The following is a 14,927-nucleotide window of genomic DNA, read 5'->3' as shown; positions in this document are numbered from 1 at the left end:
CGCCCCGCCTACCGGCGCGGCCGCAGGGTCAGGCACTCGTGTCAGTGGCAGGGCTCCGGGTGCGGCCGGTCATTTCAGCGCGACCTCCACCCGGTCCTCGACCGGGGTGTAGCCAAGGCGCTGGTAGACGCCGTTGCTGGTGGGGTTCTTCAAGTCCGCGAAGAGGAGCACCTCGTGCGCGCCGGCCGCGTGCGCCGCCTCGGTCGCGGCGTAGGTGACCCCGGCCGCGTACCCCCGGCCACGCAGCTCCGGCGGTGTGTAGACCGGGCCGATCCGGGACATCGCGCCGAGGGGACGGGTGAACCCGGCCAGCGAGACGGGGCTCCCGGCGTCCTCCCAGAGCAGCATGCCCCCGTACGAGAACCGGTCGCGCAGGGCCTCCTCGGAGGCGGCCCCGCCTTCGCCGGACTCCTGCTTGAAGGCGGTGATCCAGTCCAGGAGCAGCGGCAGGTCGGCCTCCCCGGCGGGGCGGGCCTTGCCGGCCGGGGCGGGGTCGGGGGCGATGAGCCCGGCGAGCCGGTAGAGGCGGTTCTCCTCGACGACCTCCGAGGGCCTGCCCCAGGCGTCGGCCAGCGTGCCCGCGTCCTCGCGGCGGACGCTGAGCGCGTCGACCCCGGAGAGCAGCGGCTCGGCCGTGAGCGCGGCCCCCAGCTCCCGGACCGCCCCGGCAGGCAGCGCCCCGGTCAGCAGCGGGTACGGCGGGGTGTGCACCAGGACGCCGGCGACGGCGGCGTCGATTGCCCGCGGGTCGGTCCACCAGCCGAAGAGGGGGGCGTCGGAGCCGTAGGCGTCGGGTCCCCGCCGTTCCAGGGCGTCGACCACGGTCATGAGGGAGGTGTTGACGACGGGGTCGGCGGCGAGGGCCGGACGCGCCGCGGCCAGAAAGGCCGGCAGGTCGGAAGTGAAGGTCCAAGGCATGGCACATGGTCACCCGTGCCGGGTGCGGAGCGCAGCCGGATTTCCACCCGGCCCCGCCGCGCCGGGTCGGCTCGGCGGCCACCCCGGCCACCCCGGCGGCACGTCGTCCGGTCCGCACCGGGCCGGGTCCCCCGGAGACCCGTCCAGGGTGCCCCTGACGGCGAGGAAGCAGAGCACCATCGCTCCCCGCGCGGGCAGGGGCGGGGCTCCGGCTCCTCGCGGGGGCCGTTCGGTTCCTGTCACGAGAGCAGGTGCCGCGCCCGGCCGCCGCTACGGTTCCACGAAGCCGGCTCCGAGGTTTCGCAGTCGCTCGTGCAGTTCCGCGAAGACCGCCGCCGAGCGGTCGCCCGGCCAGTCCGCGGGGAGCAGCCCGCGCGGCAGGCCCGGGTCGGCGTACGGGAGCCGGCGCCAGGTGTCCAGGGCGAGCAGGTAGCCGCGGTAGGCGGCCTCCGGGGTGGGGTCGGCCGTCCCCGTCTGCAGGGCGCGCAGGACGGGCTCGTGGAGGTCGAGGAACTCCTCGTGCTGTTTGGCCAGCGCCGCCAGGTCCCACCAGCGGGCCACCGACTCCGCGGTCGGGGCGAAGCCCAGGTGGGCGCCGCGGAAGAGCTCCACGTACCCCGTCAGGTGCAGCCGCTCCAGGGTGCGGCGGGTCTCCCCGTCCAGCTGCGCCGGGGCGATCCACACGCCGGGCGCCACCGAGCCGAAGCCGAGCCCGGCGAGCCGGGAGCGCAGCAGGTGCCGCTTCGCCCGCTCCTGCTCCGGAACGGAGAAGACGGCCAGCAGCCACTCCTGGGACTCCGCCGGGCGGGTGGCTCCGTAGATCCGCCGGTCGCCGTCCTCCAGGAGCCGGCGCGCCTCCCCGGAGAGCTCGTACCCCGCCGCGCGGTCCCCGGTCCGCGCGGGCAGCAGGAAGCCGCGCCGCTTCAGCCGGGACACCGAGGAGCGGACGGACGGAGCGTCCACGCCGGCCGCACCCAGCAGGCGGACCAGCGCGGACACCGGGACCGGGCCCTGGAAGGCCCGCCCGTAGGCACCGTAGAACGTGACGATCAGGGATCGCGGAGTGTGCTGCTCGACCACGGCTTCACTCTAGGTGCTCTTCTTGATCGCGCAGCCGGAAGCGCTGGAGCTTGCCCGTCGCCGTCCGCGGCAGGGCGGGCAGGAAGACGAAGGTGCGCGGGCACTTGTGCGGGGCGAGCTCGCTCCGCATGAAGGTGCGCAGGGCGTCCTCGGTGAGGACCGCGCCCTCCCGGGGGACCGCGTACGCGACCACGATCTGCCCGCGCCGCTCGTCGGGGCGGCCCACCACGGCCGCCTCCAGCACGTCGGGATGGCGCAGCAGGGCCTCCTCGACCTCCGGGCCCGCGATGTTGTACCCCGCCGAGATGATCATGTCGTCGGCCCGGGCCACGTAGCGGAAGTAGCCCTCCGCGTCCCGGACGTAGGTGTCGCCCGTGAGGTTCCAGCCGTCCCGTACGTACTCGCCCTGCCGCGGGTCCGCCAGGTAGCGGCAGCCCACCGGCCCCCGTACGGCCAGCAGCCCCGGCACCCCGTCCGCGACCGGCAGCCCCGCCCCGTCCACCACCCGGGCCTCCCAGCCCGGCACCGCGCGGCCGGTCGTACCGGGCCGGATGTCCTCGTCGGCCGCCGAGATGAAGATGTGGAGCAGCTCGGTGGCGCCGATCCCGTTGATGATCCGCAGGCCCGTGCGCTCGTACCAGGCCTGCCAGGTGGCGGCCGGCAGGTTCTCGCCCGCCGAGACGCAGCGGCGCAGCGCGGAGAGGTCGTAGGCGCCCGTGTCGTACGGGCCCAGGGTGTCCAGCATCGACCGGTACGCGGTGGGCGCGGTGAACAGCACCGACACCCGGTGCTCGGCCAGCGCGGGCAGCAGCCGGCGCGGGGAGCCGTCCGCCAGCAGCAGCGCCGAGGCCCCGGCCCGCAGCGGGAAGACCACCAGCCCGCCCAGGCCGAAGGTGAAGCCGAGCGGCGGACTGCCCGCGAAGACGTCCTCGGGGCGGGGGCGCAGCACTTCTCGAGAGAAGGTGTCGGCCACCGCGAGCAGATCGCGGTGGAAGTGCATGCAGCCCTTGGGGCGCCCGGTGGTGCCCGAGGTGAAGGCGATCAGCGCCACGTCGTCGGCGGAGGTCTCCACGGCCGGGAAGGGGTGCGGATGCCGCTCCGCCAGGCGCAGCAGGTCGTCCGGTTCGGCGCCGCCGTACGCGGTGATCCGCAGGCCCGGGACCCCCGCCTTGACCAGGTCGTCCACGACCTCCGCCTGGCACAGGGCGTGGCTCACCCGGGCCATCGCGCACACCGTGGCCAGCTCCTGCGCACGCTGCTGGGCCAGCACGGTGACGGCCACCGCGCCCGCCTTCATCACCGCGAGCCAGCACGCGGCGAGCCAGGGGCCGGTCGGGCCGCGCAGCAGCACCCGGTTGCCGGGGACCACGCCGAGATCGGTGGTGAGGACGTGCGCGAGCCGGTCCACGCGGGCGTGCAGCTCCCCGTACGTCCACACCGACCCGTCCGCGCCGCGGAAGGCCGGGCGGTCGGGTCCCAGCCGGGAGATGGTGGCGTCGAGCAGCTCCACGCCGCAGTTGAGGCGGTCCGGGTAGGCCAGAGCGGGGAGTTCGAAGTGGAGCCGCGGCCAGGCGTGCGCGGGCGGCAGGTGGTCGCGCGCGAAGGTGTCTCGATGAGCGGAAGGCTTGAGCTCCAAGGCGGGTTCGCCCCCTTGCGACGGCCCGCGCCCCGGGTGGGGGCCGGACCCTGCGTATGGACTGTGGACCGAAGTGGAAGAGCCGGGCCGTACGAACGCAGCACGAGCGTATCGTCATGGTGACGGGAGTCAACAGGACGCGATAGAGGCTGGGGCATACGGATGACCCGATTCACGGGATTCGCGCTCGGGGCGGACCAGGAGGAGTGGTGCGCGCGGCTGCGCGCACTGGCGGCGGAGCGGCTGCGGCCGCTGGCGGAGAAGGGGGAACCGGGCCGGGTCAACCGGCCGCTACTGGCCGCACTGGGCGAAGAGGGGCTGCTGGAACGGGTGTTCACCTCGGGCGCACTGGAGCTGTGCCTGCTGCGCGAATCCCTCGCCTACGGCTGTACGGAGGCGGAGACGGCCCTCGCCCTCCAGGGACTGGGCGCCTACCCGGTCCTGCGCTCGGGCAGCGACGCCCAGCGCGAGCGCTGGCTGCCCGGGGTGCGGGCCGGGCGCACGGTGGCGGCCTTCGCGCTGAGCGAGCCGGGGGCCGGGTCGGACGCGGGCGCGCTGGCGCTCGACGCGGCCCCCGCCGGCGGGGAGGGTGAGGGCTGGCGGCTCAGCGGGGAGAAGTGCTGGATCTCCAACGCCCCCGAGGCGGACTTCTACACCGTCTTCGCCCGCACCGGCGAGGGCCCCGGCGCCAGGGGCGTCAGCGCCTTCCTGGTTCCGGCGGACCGGCCGGGGCTCTCGGGGGAGCCGCTCGACATGCTCTCCCCGCACCCGATCGGCGCGCTCGCCTTCGACGGGGTCCCGGTGGGCCCGGCCGACCTGCTGGGGGAACCGGGCCGGGGCTTCCGGGTGGCCATGGACACCCTGAACCTCTTCCGCCCCAGCGTGGGCGCCTTCGCCGTCGGGATGGCCAGGGCCGCCCTGGACGCCACGGTGGCGCACACGGCCGCCCGTACGGCCTTCGGCGGGGTGCTGGGCGACCTCCAGGCCGTGGCGCACCGGGTCGCCGAGATGGCCACCCGGACCGAGGCGGCCCGGCTCCTGGTGTACGCGGCGGCGGAGGCCTACGACGCGGACGCGTCCTCCCCGCAGGTGCCGCGCCGGGCGGCCATGGCGAAGCTGCTGGCCACGGAGACGGCCCAGTACGTCGTCGACCACGCGGTGCAGCTGCACGGGGCGGCCGCGCTGCGCCGGGGGCACCTGCTGGAACACCTGTACCGGGAGGTACGGGCACCGAGGATCTACGAGGGGGCGAGCGAGGTGCAGCGCACGATCATCGCGAAGGAGCTCTACCGGGAGGAGCGGGAGGCGCGGGACATGGGCGAGGCGCGGGAGGTGGAGGAGGCGTGAGCCTGGAGCGGATCAACCCGGAGGAGCTGTCCCCGGCGACGGGCTTCTCGCACGCCGTCGTCGCGAGCGGGGGCCGGCTGGTGTTCCTGGCGGGGCAGACGGCCCTCGACGGCGCGGGGAAGGTGGTGGGAGCGACGCTGCCGCAGCAGTTCGAGCAGGCGCTGACGAACTTGCTGGCCGCGCTGGCGGGGGCGGGCGGCTCGCCGGCCGACCTGGCGCGGGTGACGGTCTACGCCGTGGACGTGGCCGGCTATCGGGACTGTGCCCCCGAACTGGGCCGGATCTGGCGGCGGTTGGCGGGTCGGGATTATCCGGCGATGGCGGTCGTGGGCGTGGTCCGGCTGTGGGACGAGGCGGCGCTGATCGAGCTGGACGGGCTGGCGGTGCTCCCGTAGGCCTTTGCCCCCGTGGGCCTTTTCGCTGGTGAGCGCGGGTGTCGCGCGGGTGCCTTTGACAGTGGGCAGGGGAGGGGGGAGGGTGGAAATGCCTCATAACGGAGCAATCCGGGCTAATTCATCCTTCATTCTCGGAGGTGTATGAGTATGCGCCGTGGGTTTGTTGCGGCAGCCGTGGCGGGGGCCGCCGGGATCACGCTCGGCCTGATGCCCGTGAGCAGTGCCTTCGCATCGAGTCTTCCGCAGACGTACGACCGGTGTTCCAACTGGCGCGGCAGTGACTGGCGCGGAGACGACTGGTGGCGCTACTGCTGCGACACCTCACGCGCGGACCGCCCCAGTTGGTGCTGGGACAACAACAACTGGGACAACGACAGTTGGAACAGCAACTGGGACAACAGCAACTGGAGCAACGACAACTGGCACGACAACTGGAACGACGGCCGGCACGACAACTGGAACAACGACAACTGGAACCACGACCGCGACAGCGGCAACTGGAACCACGACAACGGCGGCAACTGGCGTGACGGTGGAGGCGGTGGAGGCGGCGACGGAGGCTGGAACGGCGGCGGTGGAGGCGGCGGCGGAGGTCACCGCAACTGACCGAGCCGTGACCGGCTGAACGGCGGGGTGGGGGCCCGGGGCGGGGGGGCCCCCCCCCCGGCGCCCCCCCCCCCCCCCGCGGGCCCCCCGCCCCCCCCCCCCCCCCCCCCCGCCGGGGGCGCGGGGCGGGGGGGGGGGGCCCCGCGGGGGGGGGGGGGGGGGGGGCGGGCCCCCCCCCCCCCCGGCGGGGGCCGGGGGGGCGGGGGGGGGGGCCCCCGGGGGGGGGCCCCCCCCCCCGGGGCCCCACTCCGCCCCGTCAGGTGGCCGCCAGGCCGAAGGAGAAGCCCTAGCGGTCGTGCCGCAGGCGCAGGTTCGGCTGGACGCGCTTGACGGGCCGGCTGCCCGCGGCCGCCTCGCCGAGGTGGCGCCCGAGTGCGACGTAGGCGTCGAACTGCTCATGGTCGAACGACTGGTCGAAGGTGCTCTGGCGGGGGAAGACTTTCTCGGTGAGGGCGTAGCTCAGCAGCTTGTAGGGCATGTCGGTGGTCAGACTGGCCTTGGCGAAGACGATCGTGCCCTCCCGGGTCGGCTCCTCGCCCGGGGTGAACTCGATGGGCTCCGGGTAGCGGATGGTGCCCCGGACGACGCACCGCGCGGACAAGCGCGCGTTGAGGGCCGACATCGGGTTCTCCGGGCTCAGCTTCTCGGCGCTGCCCGGCACGAGCGTGAGCATGTCCTGATCCGGCAGGCCGAAGTCGATCTCGACGCCGAGGTCCTCGTACGCCAGCGCGATCGCCTGGGCGAGCGTGGTGGCCAGCGGGGGGACGTCCCCGCTGGAGTCGATGACGTAGATTTTCCGGCAGCGCAGCCTGAGCAGCTCCACCAGGCCCAGATTGTCGATGTGTCCGCCGTCCGTACACAGCAGCATCGGGCTGGTGTCGGAGTACAGCCCGATCAGCTCCTGGAGCTGATAGCGCAGCCGCCGCATCCGGGGGAGCCGGGGCATGGTCCAGTCCGGGGCGAACTTCGCCACCTCGGCGAGGTACAGCGGGTTGGGCAGCCAGGTGCCCAGGCGCAGGTTGGACAGGGCGAGCAGCCGCTGCACCGCCTTCGACTGGGTGCCCATCGTGGAAGCGAACGCCGCGCCCGAGACCGCGACGGCGGACTGGACGGTGAGGTCGCGCTGGATCAAGGGGTGCGAGGTCTTCTCCAGCGTGGAGGTCTTCACCCAGCCGACATCGGGTCCGCCGACGTAGTCGGAGGCGAAGGTGAAGGGGACGGCGGGCCTGCCCGGCGCGGTGCGGTTGCGGCCGGACAGGGCCGCGGACGCCGCGAAGATCACCTGCGGGAAGGGCTTCACCCGCTGGGCGTGCGTGCTCAGCCGGGTCAGCTCCGTGTGGTAGTCGTACGGCAGGGCGCCGACGGAGCCGTCCCACAGCACCGCGCGCCGCACCGCGAAGGCGCTGGCCAGCCGCTGCCGGTAGAAGGGGTGCAGGCTGCACATGGTTTGGTCGAGCACCACGGACAGGGCGAGCAGGGCGGCGGGCAGACCCAGCTGCCATCCCCAGTGCCACCCGCCGGACAGCACGGTGGACCAGGAGAGCACGGCGAGGCCGACGAAGCCGAGCACCAGGAGCACCACCCAGACGACGAGGAACTGGAGCCATCCCGTACCGACCTTGGCGGCCAGTGAGGTGCCGCCCGCGGAGAGCCATCCCGCCTTCTCGCCGTCCGGCCGGATCTTCTTCACCTGCTCGTACAGCGCGGCGAACATCGCGCCCAGCCAGGTGATGGCCGCCGTGAGGCCGGCGAGGAGGGTCACTCCCTGCGTCCCCTCGGGGAACAGGTTCTGACGCTGGATCAGCCAGCCGAAGAACCACAGCACGAGGGGGATGAGCAGCGCGTACACCGCGATCCCGATGGCCATCCACACGATGCCCTTCACCGAGAGCCGCAGCCAGCGCGGCCACCCGCCCCCGGTGCGGGGCCGGAACAGGGAGCCCGCCAGGGAGATCCCGCCGGCGATCGCGACCAGGCCGGCGATGGGCAGCCAGGCGTAGCGGGGGAGCAAGAGGTTCCGGACGCCCGTGGGCGTACCCGAGGCCGAGGTGGGGTCGAAGCCGCCCGGCCGGAAGCGTTCGATCTCGATCACGGGGACGAGCGAATAGAACGCGTTGAGCACGATCCCGGCCACCGTGAACGTCAGCGCCAGCAGCGTGAGGGAGACGAGCACCCCGCGCAGTGCCGCGCCCAGGGCCCGCACGAATTCCTGGGGGCTGTCGGCCAAGTACTTGGCGTGCCGCCGCAGATGGTGCTCTTCGGGGCTGCCGGGAGCGAACACGTCCTGCGGCGTCGCCAGGTCGGCCCGGGGCGGAGGCTGCGGCCCCCGGTTCCGTGGCTGTCTCGTGGTCAGCGCCAGTTGGAAGGCCCCGGCTGTGAACCCGCCACCGGACACCGACACCAGATAGCGCGCCTTGGTCAGCACCCCCGCCTCGCGCAGGGCCTGCAGGGCGCCGAGCGTGACCGACGCGGAGCGGATACCGCCGCCGGACACGCAGATGCCGATCTCCGCCGCCTCGCGGCCGGGCAGGGGGAGGGAGCGGCTGCGCCAGCGGCGGTGCGCACTCTCCGGCGGCGCCGCCTCGCTCGGCGGCGCGGTCCAGTCCTCCAAGGGCGAGGAGCGGTGCGGCGCCGCCGGCGGCACGACGATCTGCACATCGTCCGGCGGCTCGCCGGTGCCGTGGGCGAGCCGGTGGGCGAAGCGTACGGGGAGCCGCGGGCCGTGCCGCCGGATCCTCCGGCTGATCAACAGCGCCCAGAAGCCCGCCGCGAGCGCCGATTCGCGCAGGCCCTCGCCGGCCCGGGTCCGCGCCATCCGGCGCGCGATCCCCCGAGTTCCCGGCAGGACCGGTGGCTTCGGGGCGAGCCGCAGTTTCGCCCTCCTCGTGAAGCACCTGGCCAGCAGGGTGAGGAGCACCCAGCACGCGGAGATGATCAGCGGCGCGACGAGCGCCCACTTCAGCAGCGCGAAAGAGGCCGCGGCCATCAACTCATAGTCGGGACCGTCGGCCATGTGCCGCAGGGCGCTGCTCAGGAAGGCGTTCTCGGCCAGGTCCGCCGCGGCGGCCACCGGGGTGAGGAGCATCGCCCGGAAGGCGAACCTCCGCGATGCCAGGCGGTACAGGAAGAGGACACCCAGCCCGAACAGCGACAGGAGGGCCAGGGAGTACGCGGGGACCAACCAGTGGCTGTCGGCGCTGATGCTGTGCTGGAAGGCGTCGATGCGCGCACCGGTGGTCTCGCACCGCCGGCCCAGCTCGTAGATGGCCTGGCACGCTTCCTCGCGCCGCCCGGCGAACTGGAGTCGCTGTTCCCGGTGCTCGCCCAGACCGTGCGGACGGTCTTGCAGGTACCGCATGAACAAGGCGCCGGCGGAGAGCAGCCCGGCCGCGCACAGGAACGCCGCCCAGCGGGGTGCCCGGTGCCGGGGGGCCCGGTCGGGAGAGATCGGCATGCACCGAACATAGTGGCGCCGTGACTCTGCGTGGCGAACACGCGCCGGTCACGTCCGCGGTTCGCGCCTCGTGGGCGTGGCGCGGCCGCCGCGGTCGCCTGCTGTCGCGGCCACGCCCCGCCCGGCCCGCTACCGGCCGCCGTCCTCCAGTAGGTTCCCCATCCATTCCTCGATGCCCGCCACCGTGCGCGGCAGGGCGCCCGACATCAGTCGGGCGCCCTCGGCCGTGATCACGAGGTCGTCCTCGATGCGGACGCCGATGCCGCGCAGCTCGGGCGGCAGGGTCTCGTCGTCGGGCTGGAGGTAGAGGCCCGGCTCCACGGTGAGGACCTGGCCCTCTTCCAGGACCCCGTCCAGGTACGTGTCGGCGCGCGCCCGGGCGCAGTCGTGCACGTCGAGCCCGAGCATGTGCCCGCTGCTGCACAGGGTGTAGCGGCGGTGCAGATCGCCCTCGGCGTTCTTGAGCACCCCCCACTCCGCGAGCCCTTCCGCGATCACCCGCATACCGGCCCGGTGGAAGTCGCGGAAGCTCGCGCCCGGCCGCAGCGCGGCCATGCCCGCGTCCTGTGCGGCGAGGACCAGTTCGTACACCTGCCGCTGGACGGGGGAGAACCGGCCCGACAGCGGGAGGGTGCGGGTGATGTCCGCCGTGTAGAGGCCGTCGGTCTCCACGCCCGCGTCCATGAGGAGCAGGTCGCCCGCGTTCAGCCGGCCGTCGTTGCGGATCCAGTGCAGCACGCAGGCGTGCGCGCCCGACGCGGCGATCGTCTCGTAGCCGGTGCCGTTGCCCTCGGCCCGGGCGCGGCGGTTGAAGACCCCCTCGATCCAGCGCTCGCCGCGGGGGTGGGCCAGCGCACGCGGGAGGTCCCGTACGACGTCCTCGAACCCGGCGGTGGTGTGGTCGACGGCGAGCTGTAGCTCGGCCACCTCCCAGGCGTCCTTGACCAGGCGCAGTTCGGAGAGGGCGACGGCGAGCTCCGGGTCCGCGGCGGCGTTGCGGCCGGTGGGGGAGCCCAGCGCGTCCAGGTGGGCGCAGCGGATGCCCGAGAGTCGCTCCGCCTCCGCGAGGTCGGGGCGGCGGCCGACCCAGAACTCCCCGTAGCGGCGGTCGCGGTAGAACTCCTCGTTGCCGCCGGTGCGCGGTGAGCGCGGGCGCAGGTAGAGGACGGCCTCGTGCCCGTGCGGGCCGGCCGGCTCCAGGACCAGCACGTGGCCGACCTGGTCCTCGCCGGTGAGCCCGGTCAGCCAGGCGTACGCGCTGTGCGGGCGGAAGCGGTAGTCGCAGTCGTGGCTGCGGACCTTCAGCTCGCCCGCGGGAATGATCAGCCGCTCGCCGGGGAAGCGGGCCGAGAGGCGTGCGCGGCGAGCCGGGGTGACGGCGTACGCGGGCACGCGGGTGGAGTCGGGAAGGGGGGAGGCCGCCCAGTCCGACGCCATGAAACGAGACAACTCGGCTGATACGGGCAGGTCGTGACTGCCGATGTTGAGCCCGGCGGTGGGGCGGGAGGGGGTGTCGGTCACAGGGGCTCCCTCAAGAAGATGCGAACTGGTGGGCGCACAGGTCTTGTCAGTGCAATTTCACATTACTATGTTACAGCTCACACCGCGCCCCGTTAAGCCTCGTCAAACGCCGCGTGAAGCAGGGCAGTTCCGCACCTTCCCCCACCGCCCCTCCCAGCCAGGAGTTCTTGGTGTCCCAGCACAGAGTCGTGCGCACGTCCCTCCTCTCCGCCGCCGTCGCGGTCACCCTCCTCGCCACCGCGGGGCAGGCCGTGACCCAGGCGGCCGAGACCGGCACCCGCGCCGACGCCGCGAGTGCCGCGGCGCCCGGCACCTTCACCGGGGGCGCCGCGGGTGCCGAAGCCGGGGCGAACCCGTTCGACGAGGTCGAGCACCTCGCCGACGCGCGGCAGGCCGCCGCCGCACCCGCTCCGGCGCCCGGCGGGCGGCTTCCCGGCGGGCAGGCCCCGGGCGGCCGTGCCGTCGCCGAAGGCAAGGTGCCCGGCGCCGTCACCGAGCCGACCGCCGTTTCCGCGCCCGCCTCCGCGTCCGCCACGAAGAGCGGCAGGCTCGCCGCCTCCGCCCAGGCCACCGCCACCGGGGTCCCCTGCACCCTCGACGGGATCGCCGGGCTCACCCCGGAGCAGTTCGCAGACTTCCTCGCCGACCCGGCCGTCACGGCGGCCAAGGGCGGCTGCCTGGCGGGCCTCATCTGGACCTGGGACGCCCGCCTGGCCCCCGTCATGTCGGACGCCCACGTGCAGGCCGTCTCCCGCCGGATATCCGGCCTGGCCGCCTCCCACGACGGCCTGAACTCCTCCCACCTGGAGGAGATGTTCACCTATCTGCACGCCGTGGCCTACCACGACCACTCCCGCGCCGAGATCGACGTCACCGACGCCCCGACCGTCGACGCCATGCGCCAGGCCATCGCCGCCTTCGCGGGCGCCGCCCGCACCTTCGACGCCACCGGCTCCAACGCTCGCACCCTGCGCGAGGCCCTCTACGCCGGCAGCGCCCCCGGGCTGCGCCACCATCAGCTCGGCCTGATCAAGAACGTGCTCGCCACCATGGACCCGTCGCACCCCGCGACGCACCTGGACACCGCCTGGGCGGGCGCGGCGCTCGCCGCCCTGTCCGTCAACTACCTCGGCGTGTACAACAACGACACCGCGTTCCACGCGGCGGCCGCCTCCGACGCCCCGTACCGGGCCGCCTTCAAGGACTTCGCGACGTACGCCCACCTCAAGGGCACCGCGAACGCCTGGGTGGCGCGCGACGCCATCGCCGAGTTCGGCCGCTTCGGCCAGATCGCGGGCCTCAAGGACGGGATCACCGCAGACCTCGGTGCGCTGCTCGCCCCGGCCAGGGCCGCCTTCGGCGACGGCGGCGAGCCGTGGGCGAAGGCCGTCTCCTGGCTCAACTTCTACCAGGCGTGCAAGCCGTACGGGGTGTGCAAGGAGGACATCGAGCGGGAGCTCTTCCCGAACACCTACACGTACGACAACGGCGCCATCAAGGTCCGCACCGCCCTCGACCGGGCCACCGTCGACCAGCTCTACTACGCGAGCAAGCAGGTCAAGACCCAGTACCACCGGGTCGTCGGCACCGACCAGCCGATCGCCGGGGACGTCAACGCCACGCTGAACATCGTGCTCTACGCCTCCCGCGCCGACTACGTGAACTACCAGCCGCTGCTCACCGGCTACGGGATCAACAACGGCGGCATGTACATCGAGAACGGCGCCACCTTCTACACCTATCAGCGCCGCGTCCCGCAGGACTCCCAGCTCACCCTCGAAGAGCTCTTCCGCCACGAGTACACCCACTACCTCAACGGCCGCTTCGCCGTCCCCGGCACCTTCGGGCAAGGCGCCTGGTATGAGGGCGACCGCACGACCGCCATGGACGAGGGCACCGCCGAGTTCTTCGACGGGGCGACCCGCGACGACGGCATCGCCGTGCGCAAGTCCTTGATCAAGAGCATCATCGCCGACACGGCCGGCGGCGGCCCGCGCATGTCGGTGGACCAACTCCTGCACGCCACGTACGCCAACGACGGCTTCCGCTTCTACGGGTACTCGGGCGCGTTCTTCGAGTTCCTGTGGAACGAGCAGCCCTCGAAGCTGCGGGAGATGTACGGCTACCTGCGCGCCGACAACCCGGCGGCCTTCGACGCCTGGCGGAACCGGATGGGCCGCGACGCGGCCGTCCAGACCGCCTACGACCGGTTCCTGGACGCGCAGATCGCCAAGGTCGACCGGCTGTACGTGCCGAACACCGTCTTCACCCCGAACGCGCAGCTGCGCGACGCGGTGCTCGCGGACGTGAAGTCCACCTTCGCGACGGCCACGTACAACACCCCGGACTGCGTGGAGAACGGCGAGCCGGGCAAGCGCCGGTTCACCTGTACCGGCAGGATCACGGCGAACCTGAAGGACTGGCGCAGCGAAGACCAGAACTTCAAGGACATGTCCGAGACGGTCGACTACTTCATCCTCGACCGGGCGGGCGCCGCCTCGAACAATCCGGCCGACATGAACTGCTCCTTCGGCGCGCTGGACATCTGGACCAATCGGGTGGCCGGCACGTCGAGTTACAGCTGCGAGGGTCCGCTGCGCGGCTGACCCGGCGGCGGGTCGCCGCGTCCGCCGCGTACGGCGCGGCCTCCGGCGCCACCTCTGTCCACCTCTAAAGATATGTGACATATTACTGCCGTGCTCAGACATTCCCCGTCCCCGGACCTCGTGATCATCGGCGCCGGCGTCGTCGGAGCCGCGTGCGCGTACTACGCGGCGCGCGCCGGACTCCGCGTGGCCGTCGTCGACCGCGGCCCGGTCGCCGGCGGCACGACCGGCGCCGGCGAAGGCAACCTGCTCGTCTCCGACAAGGAAGCGGGCCCGGAGCTGGACCTCGCGCTGCTGTCGGCGCGGCTCTGGCGCGAGCTCGCGCTCGAACTCCCGCAGGAGATCGAGTACGAGGCCAAGGGCGGCCTGGTCGTCGCGGCCGAGGATGCCACCGTGAAGGCCCTACGGGGCTTCGCGGACGGCCAGCGCGCGGCCGGGGTCGACGCGGTCGAGGTGGGACCGGGGGAGCTGCGGGAACTGGAGCCCCACCTCGCGCCGGACCTGGCGGGCGGCTTCCACTACCCGCAGGACGCCCAGGTCCAGCCGGCCCAGGCGGCGGCGCGGCTGCTGGCGGCGGCGCTGTCGGCTTCGCCGGGTGTGGAGGTGCACCTCGGGGAGGAGGTCACCGAGGTGCTGTTCGGGCCGGCGGGCGAGCTGCGCGGGGTGCGCACGGAGCGGCGCGACCTCCTCGCCCCGGCGGTGCTCAACGCCGCCGGCACCTGGGGCGGGGCGGTGGCCGCGCTGGCCGGGGTCGGCCTTCCGGTGCTGCCCCGGCGGGGGTTCGTCCTGGTGACGGAGCCGCTGCCGAGGGTGGTGCGGCACAAGGTCTACGCCGCGGACTACATCGCGGACGTCGCGAGCGGATCGGCGGCGCTGCAGTCCTCGGCGGTGGTGGAGGGCACTCCGGCGGGGCCGGTCCTGATCGGTGCCACGCGGGAACGGGTCGGCTTCGACCGGTCGTTGTCGCTGGAGGCGTTGCGCCGGCTGGCGGCGCAGGCCGCGGCCCTCTTTCCGGTGCTGGCCGACGTGCGGGTGCTGCGCACGTACCACGGGTTCCGGCCGTACCTGCCGGACCATCTGCCGGCGATCGGTCCGGACCCGCGGGTGCCGGGGCTGTTCCACGCCTGTGGGCACGAGGGGGCGGGCATCGGGCTGGCGCCGGGGACCGGGGTTCTGATCGCTTCGGCGCTGACGGGGGCGGCCCCCGTCCTGGACCCGGCTCCGTTCGCGCCGGCGCGCTTTGCGGAGGCCCCGGGGTGAGCGCGGCGGTGCCGGCGGGGGGCTTGGTTGCTGCGGGTGGGGGGTGGGGGCCGGGGGCGGGGGGGGGGGGGGGGGGGCCGGGGGGACGCATGAGTGGACCCGCT

General features: G+C 73.7%; 10 protein-coding genes. 5 read left to right on the top strand and 5 right to left on the bottom strand.

Annotated features, from left to right (window positions below; all coding sequences use genetic code 11):
• Positions 1–69 precede the first annotated feature (69 nt).
• From ACFYYB_RS30045 to ACFYYB_RS30035, 3 genes are all read right to left on the bottom strand, one after another.
• Positions 70–918, bottom strand: a complete 849-nt coding sequence (locus ACFYYB_RS30045) for a GNAT family N-acetyltransferase (RefSeq protein ID WP_389439060.1) — start codon at positions 916–918, stop codon at positions 70–72.
• A 270-nt stretch (positions 919–1,188) separates the two neighbouring features.
• The gene (locus ACFYYB_RS30040) at positions 1,189–1,998 is read right to left on the bottom strand and encodes a PaaX family transcriptional regulator C-terminal domain-containing protein (RefSeq protein WP_389439058.1); all 810 of its coding nucleotides are present in this window, start codon (positions 1,996–1,998) and stop codon (positions 1,189–1,191) included.
• 4 nt (positions 1,999–2,002) lie between these two features.
• Complete coding sequence (locus ACFYYB_RS30035) at positions 2,003–3,634, bottom strand: AMP-binding protein (RefSeq protein ID WP_389439056.1); 1,632 nt, start codon at positions 3,632–3,634, stop codon at positions 2,003–2,005.
• Positions 3,635–3,796: 162 nt separating this feature from the next.
• Between ACFYYB_RS30035 and ACFYYB_RS30030 the strand changes: the two genes are divergently transcribed.
• The 3 genes from ACFYYB_RS30030 to ACFYYB_RS30020 all read left to right on the top strand — a co-directional run bounded on the left by ACFYYB_RS30030 (position 3,797) and on the right by ACFYYB_RS30020 (position 5,982).
• Positions 3,797–4,981, top strand: a complete 1,185-nt coding sequence (locus ACFYYB_RS30030) for an acyl-CoA dehydrogenase family protein (protein WP_389439054.1) — start codon at positions 3,797–3,799, stop codon at positions 4,979–4,981.
• Positions 4,978–5,376: a RidA family protein gene (locus ACFYYB_RS30025; RefSeq protein ID WP_389439051.1), complete on the top strand. Its 399-nt coding sequence runs from the start codon at positions 4,978–4,980 to the stop codon at positions 5,374–5,376. Before ACFYYB_RS30030 ends, ACFYYB_RS30025 begins: the two co-directional genes overlap by 4 nt.
• Positions 5,377–5,583: 207 nt before the next feature.
• The gene (locus tag ACFYYB_RS30020) at positions 5,584–5,982 is read left to right on the top strand and encodes a hypothetical protein (RefSeq protein WP_389439049.1); all 399 of its coding nucleotides are present in this window, start codon (positions 5,584–5,586) and stop codon (positions 5,980–5,982) included.
• A 286-nt stretch (positions 5,983–6,268) separates the two neighbouring features.
• Here the strand turns inward: ACFYYB_RS30020 and ACFYYB_RS30015 are convergent, their stop codons facing one another.
• Positions 6,269–9,436, bottom strand: coding sequence for a hypothetical protein (locus ACFYYB_RS30015; RefSeq protein ID WP_389439047.1), 3,168 nt, complete (start codon positions 9,434–9,436; stop codon positions 6,269–6,271).
• Between the two features lie 129 nt (positions 9,437–9,565).
• Positions 9,566–10,957 carry an aminopeptidase P family protein gene (locus tag ACFYYB_RS30010; protein WP_389439045.1) on the bottom strand — a complete coding sequence of 464 codons (1,392 nt, stop codon included), beginning with the start codon at positions 10,955–10,957 and terminating at the stop codon, positions 9,566–9,568.
• 170 nt (positions 10,958–11,127) lie between these two features.
• On the opposite strand from ACFYYB_RS30010, the gene ACFYYB_RS30005 reads away from it, so the two are divergent.
• Both ACFYYB_RS30005 and ACFYYB_RS30000 read left to right on the top strand, forming a co-directional pair.
• Entirely contained in the window at positions 11,128–13,563 is a 2,436-nt protein-coding gene (locus tag ACFYYB_RS30005; RefSeq protein WP_389439043.1) for a collagenase, read from the top strand.
• 90 nt (positions 13,564–13,653) lie between these two features.
• Positions 13,654–14,823 (top strand): NAD(P)/FAD-dependent oxidoreductase, encoded by a 1,170-nt coding sequence (locus ACFYYB_RS30000; RefSeq protein WP_389439041.1) that lies wholly within the window; start codon positions 13,654–13,656, stop codon positions 14,821–14,823.
• Positions 14,824–14,927: the final 104 nt, after the last annotated feature.

The sequence above is a fragment of the Streptomyces sp. NPDC002886 genome (assembly GCF_042888445.1).
GTDB lineage: Bacteria > Actinomycetota > Actinomycetes > Streptomycetales > Streptomycetaceae > Streptomyces.
This window is presented reverse-complemented; position numbering and strand designations above follow the sequence as displayed.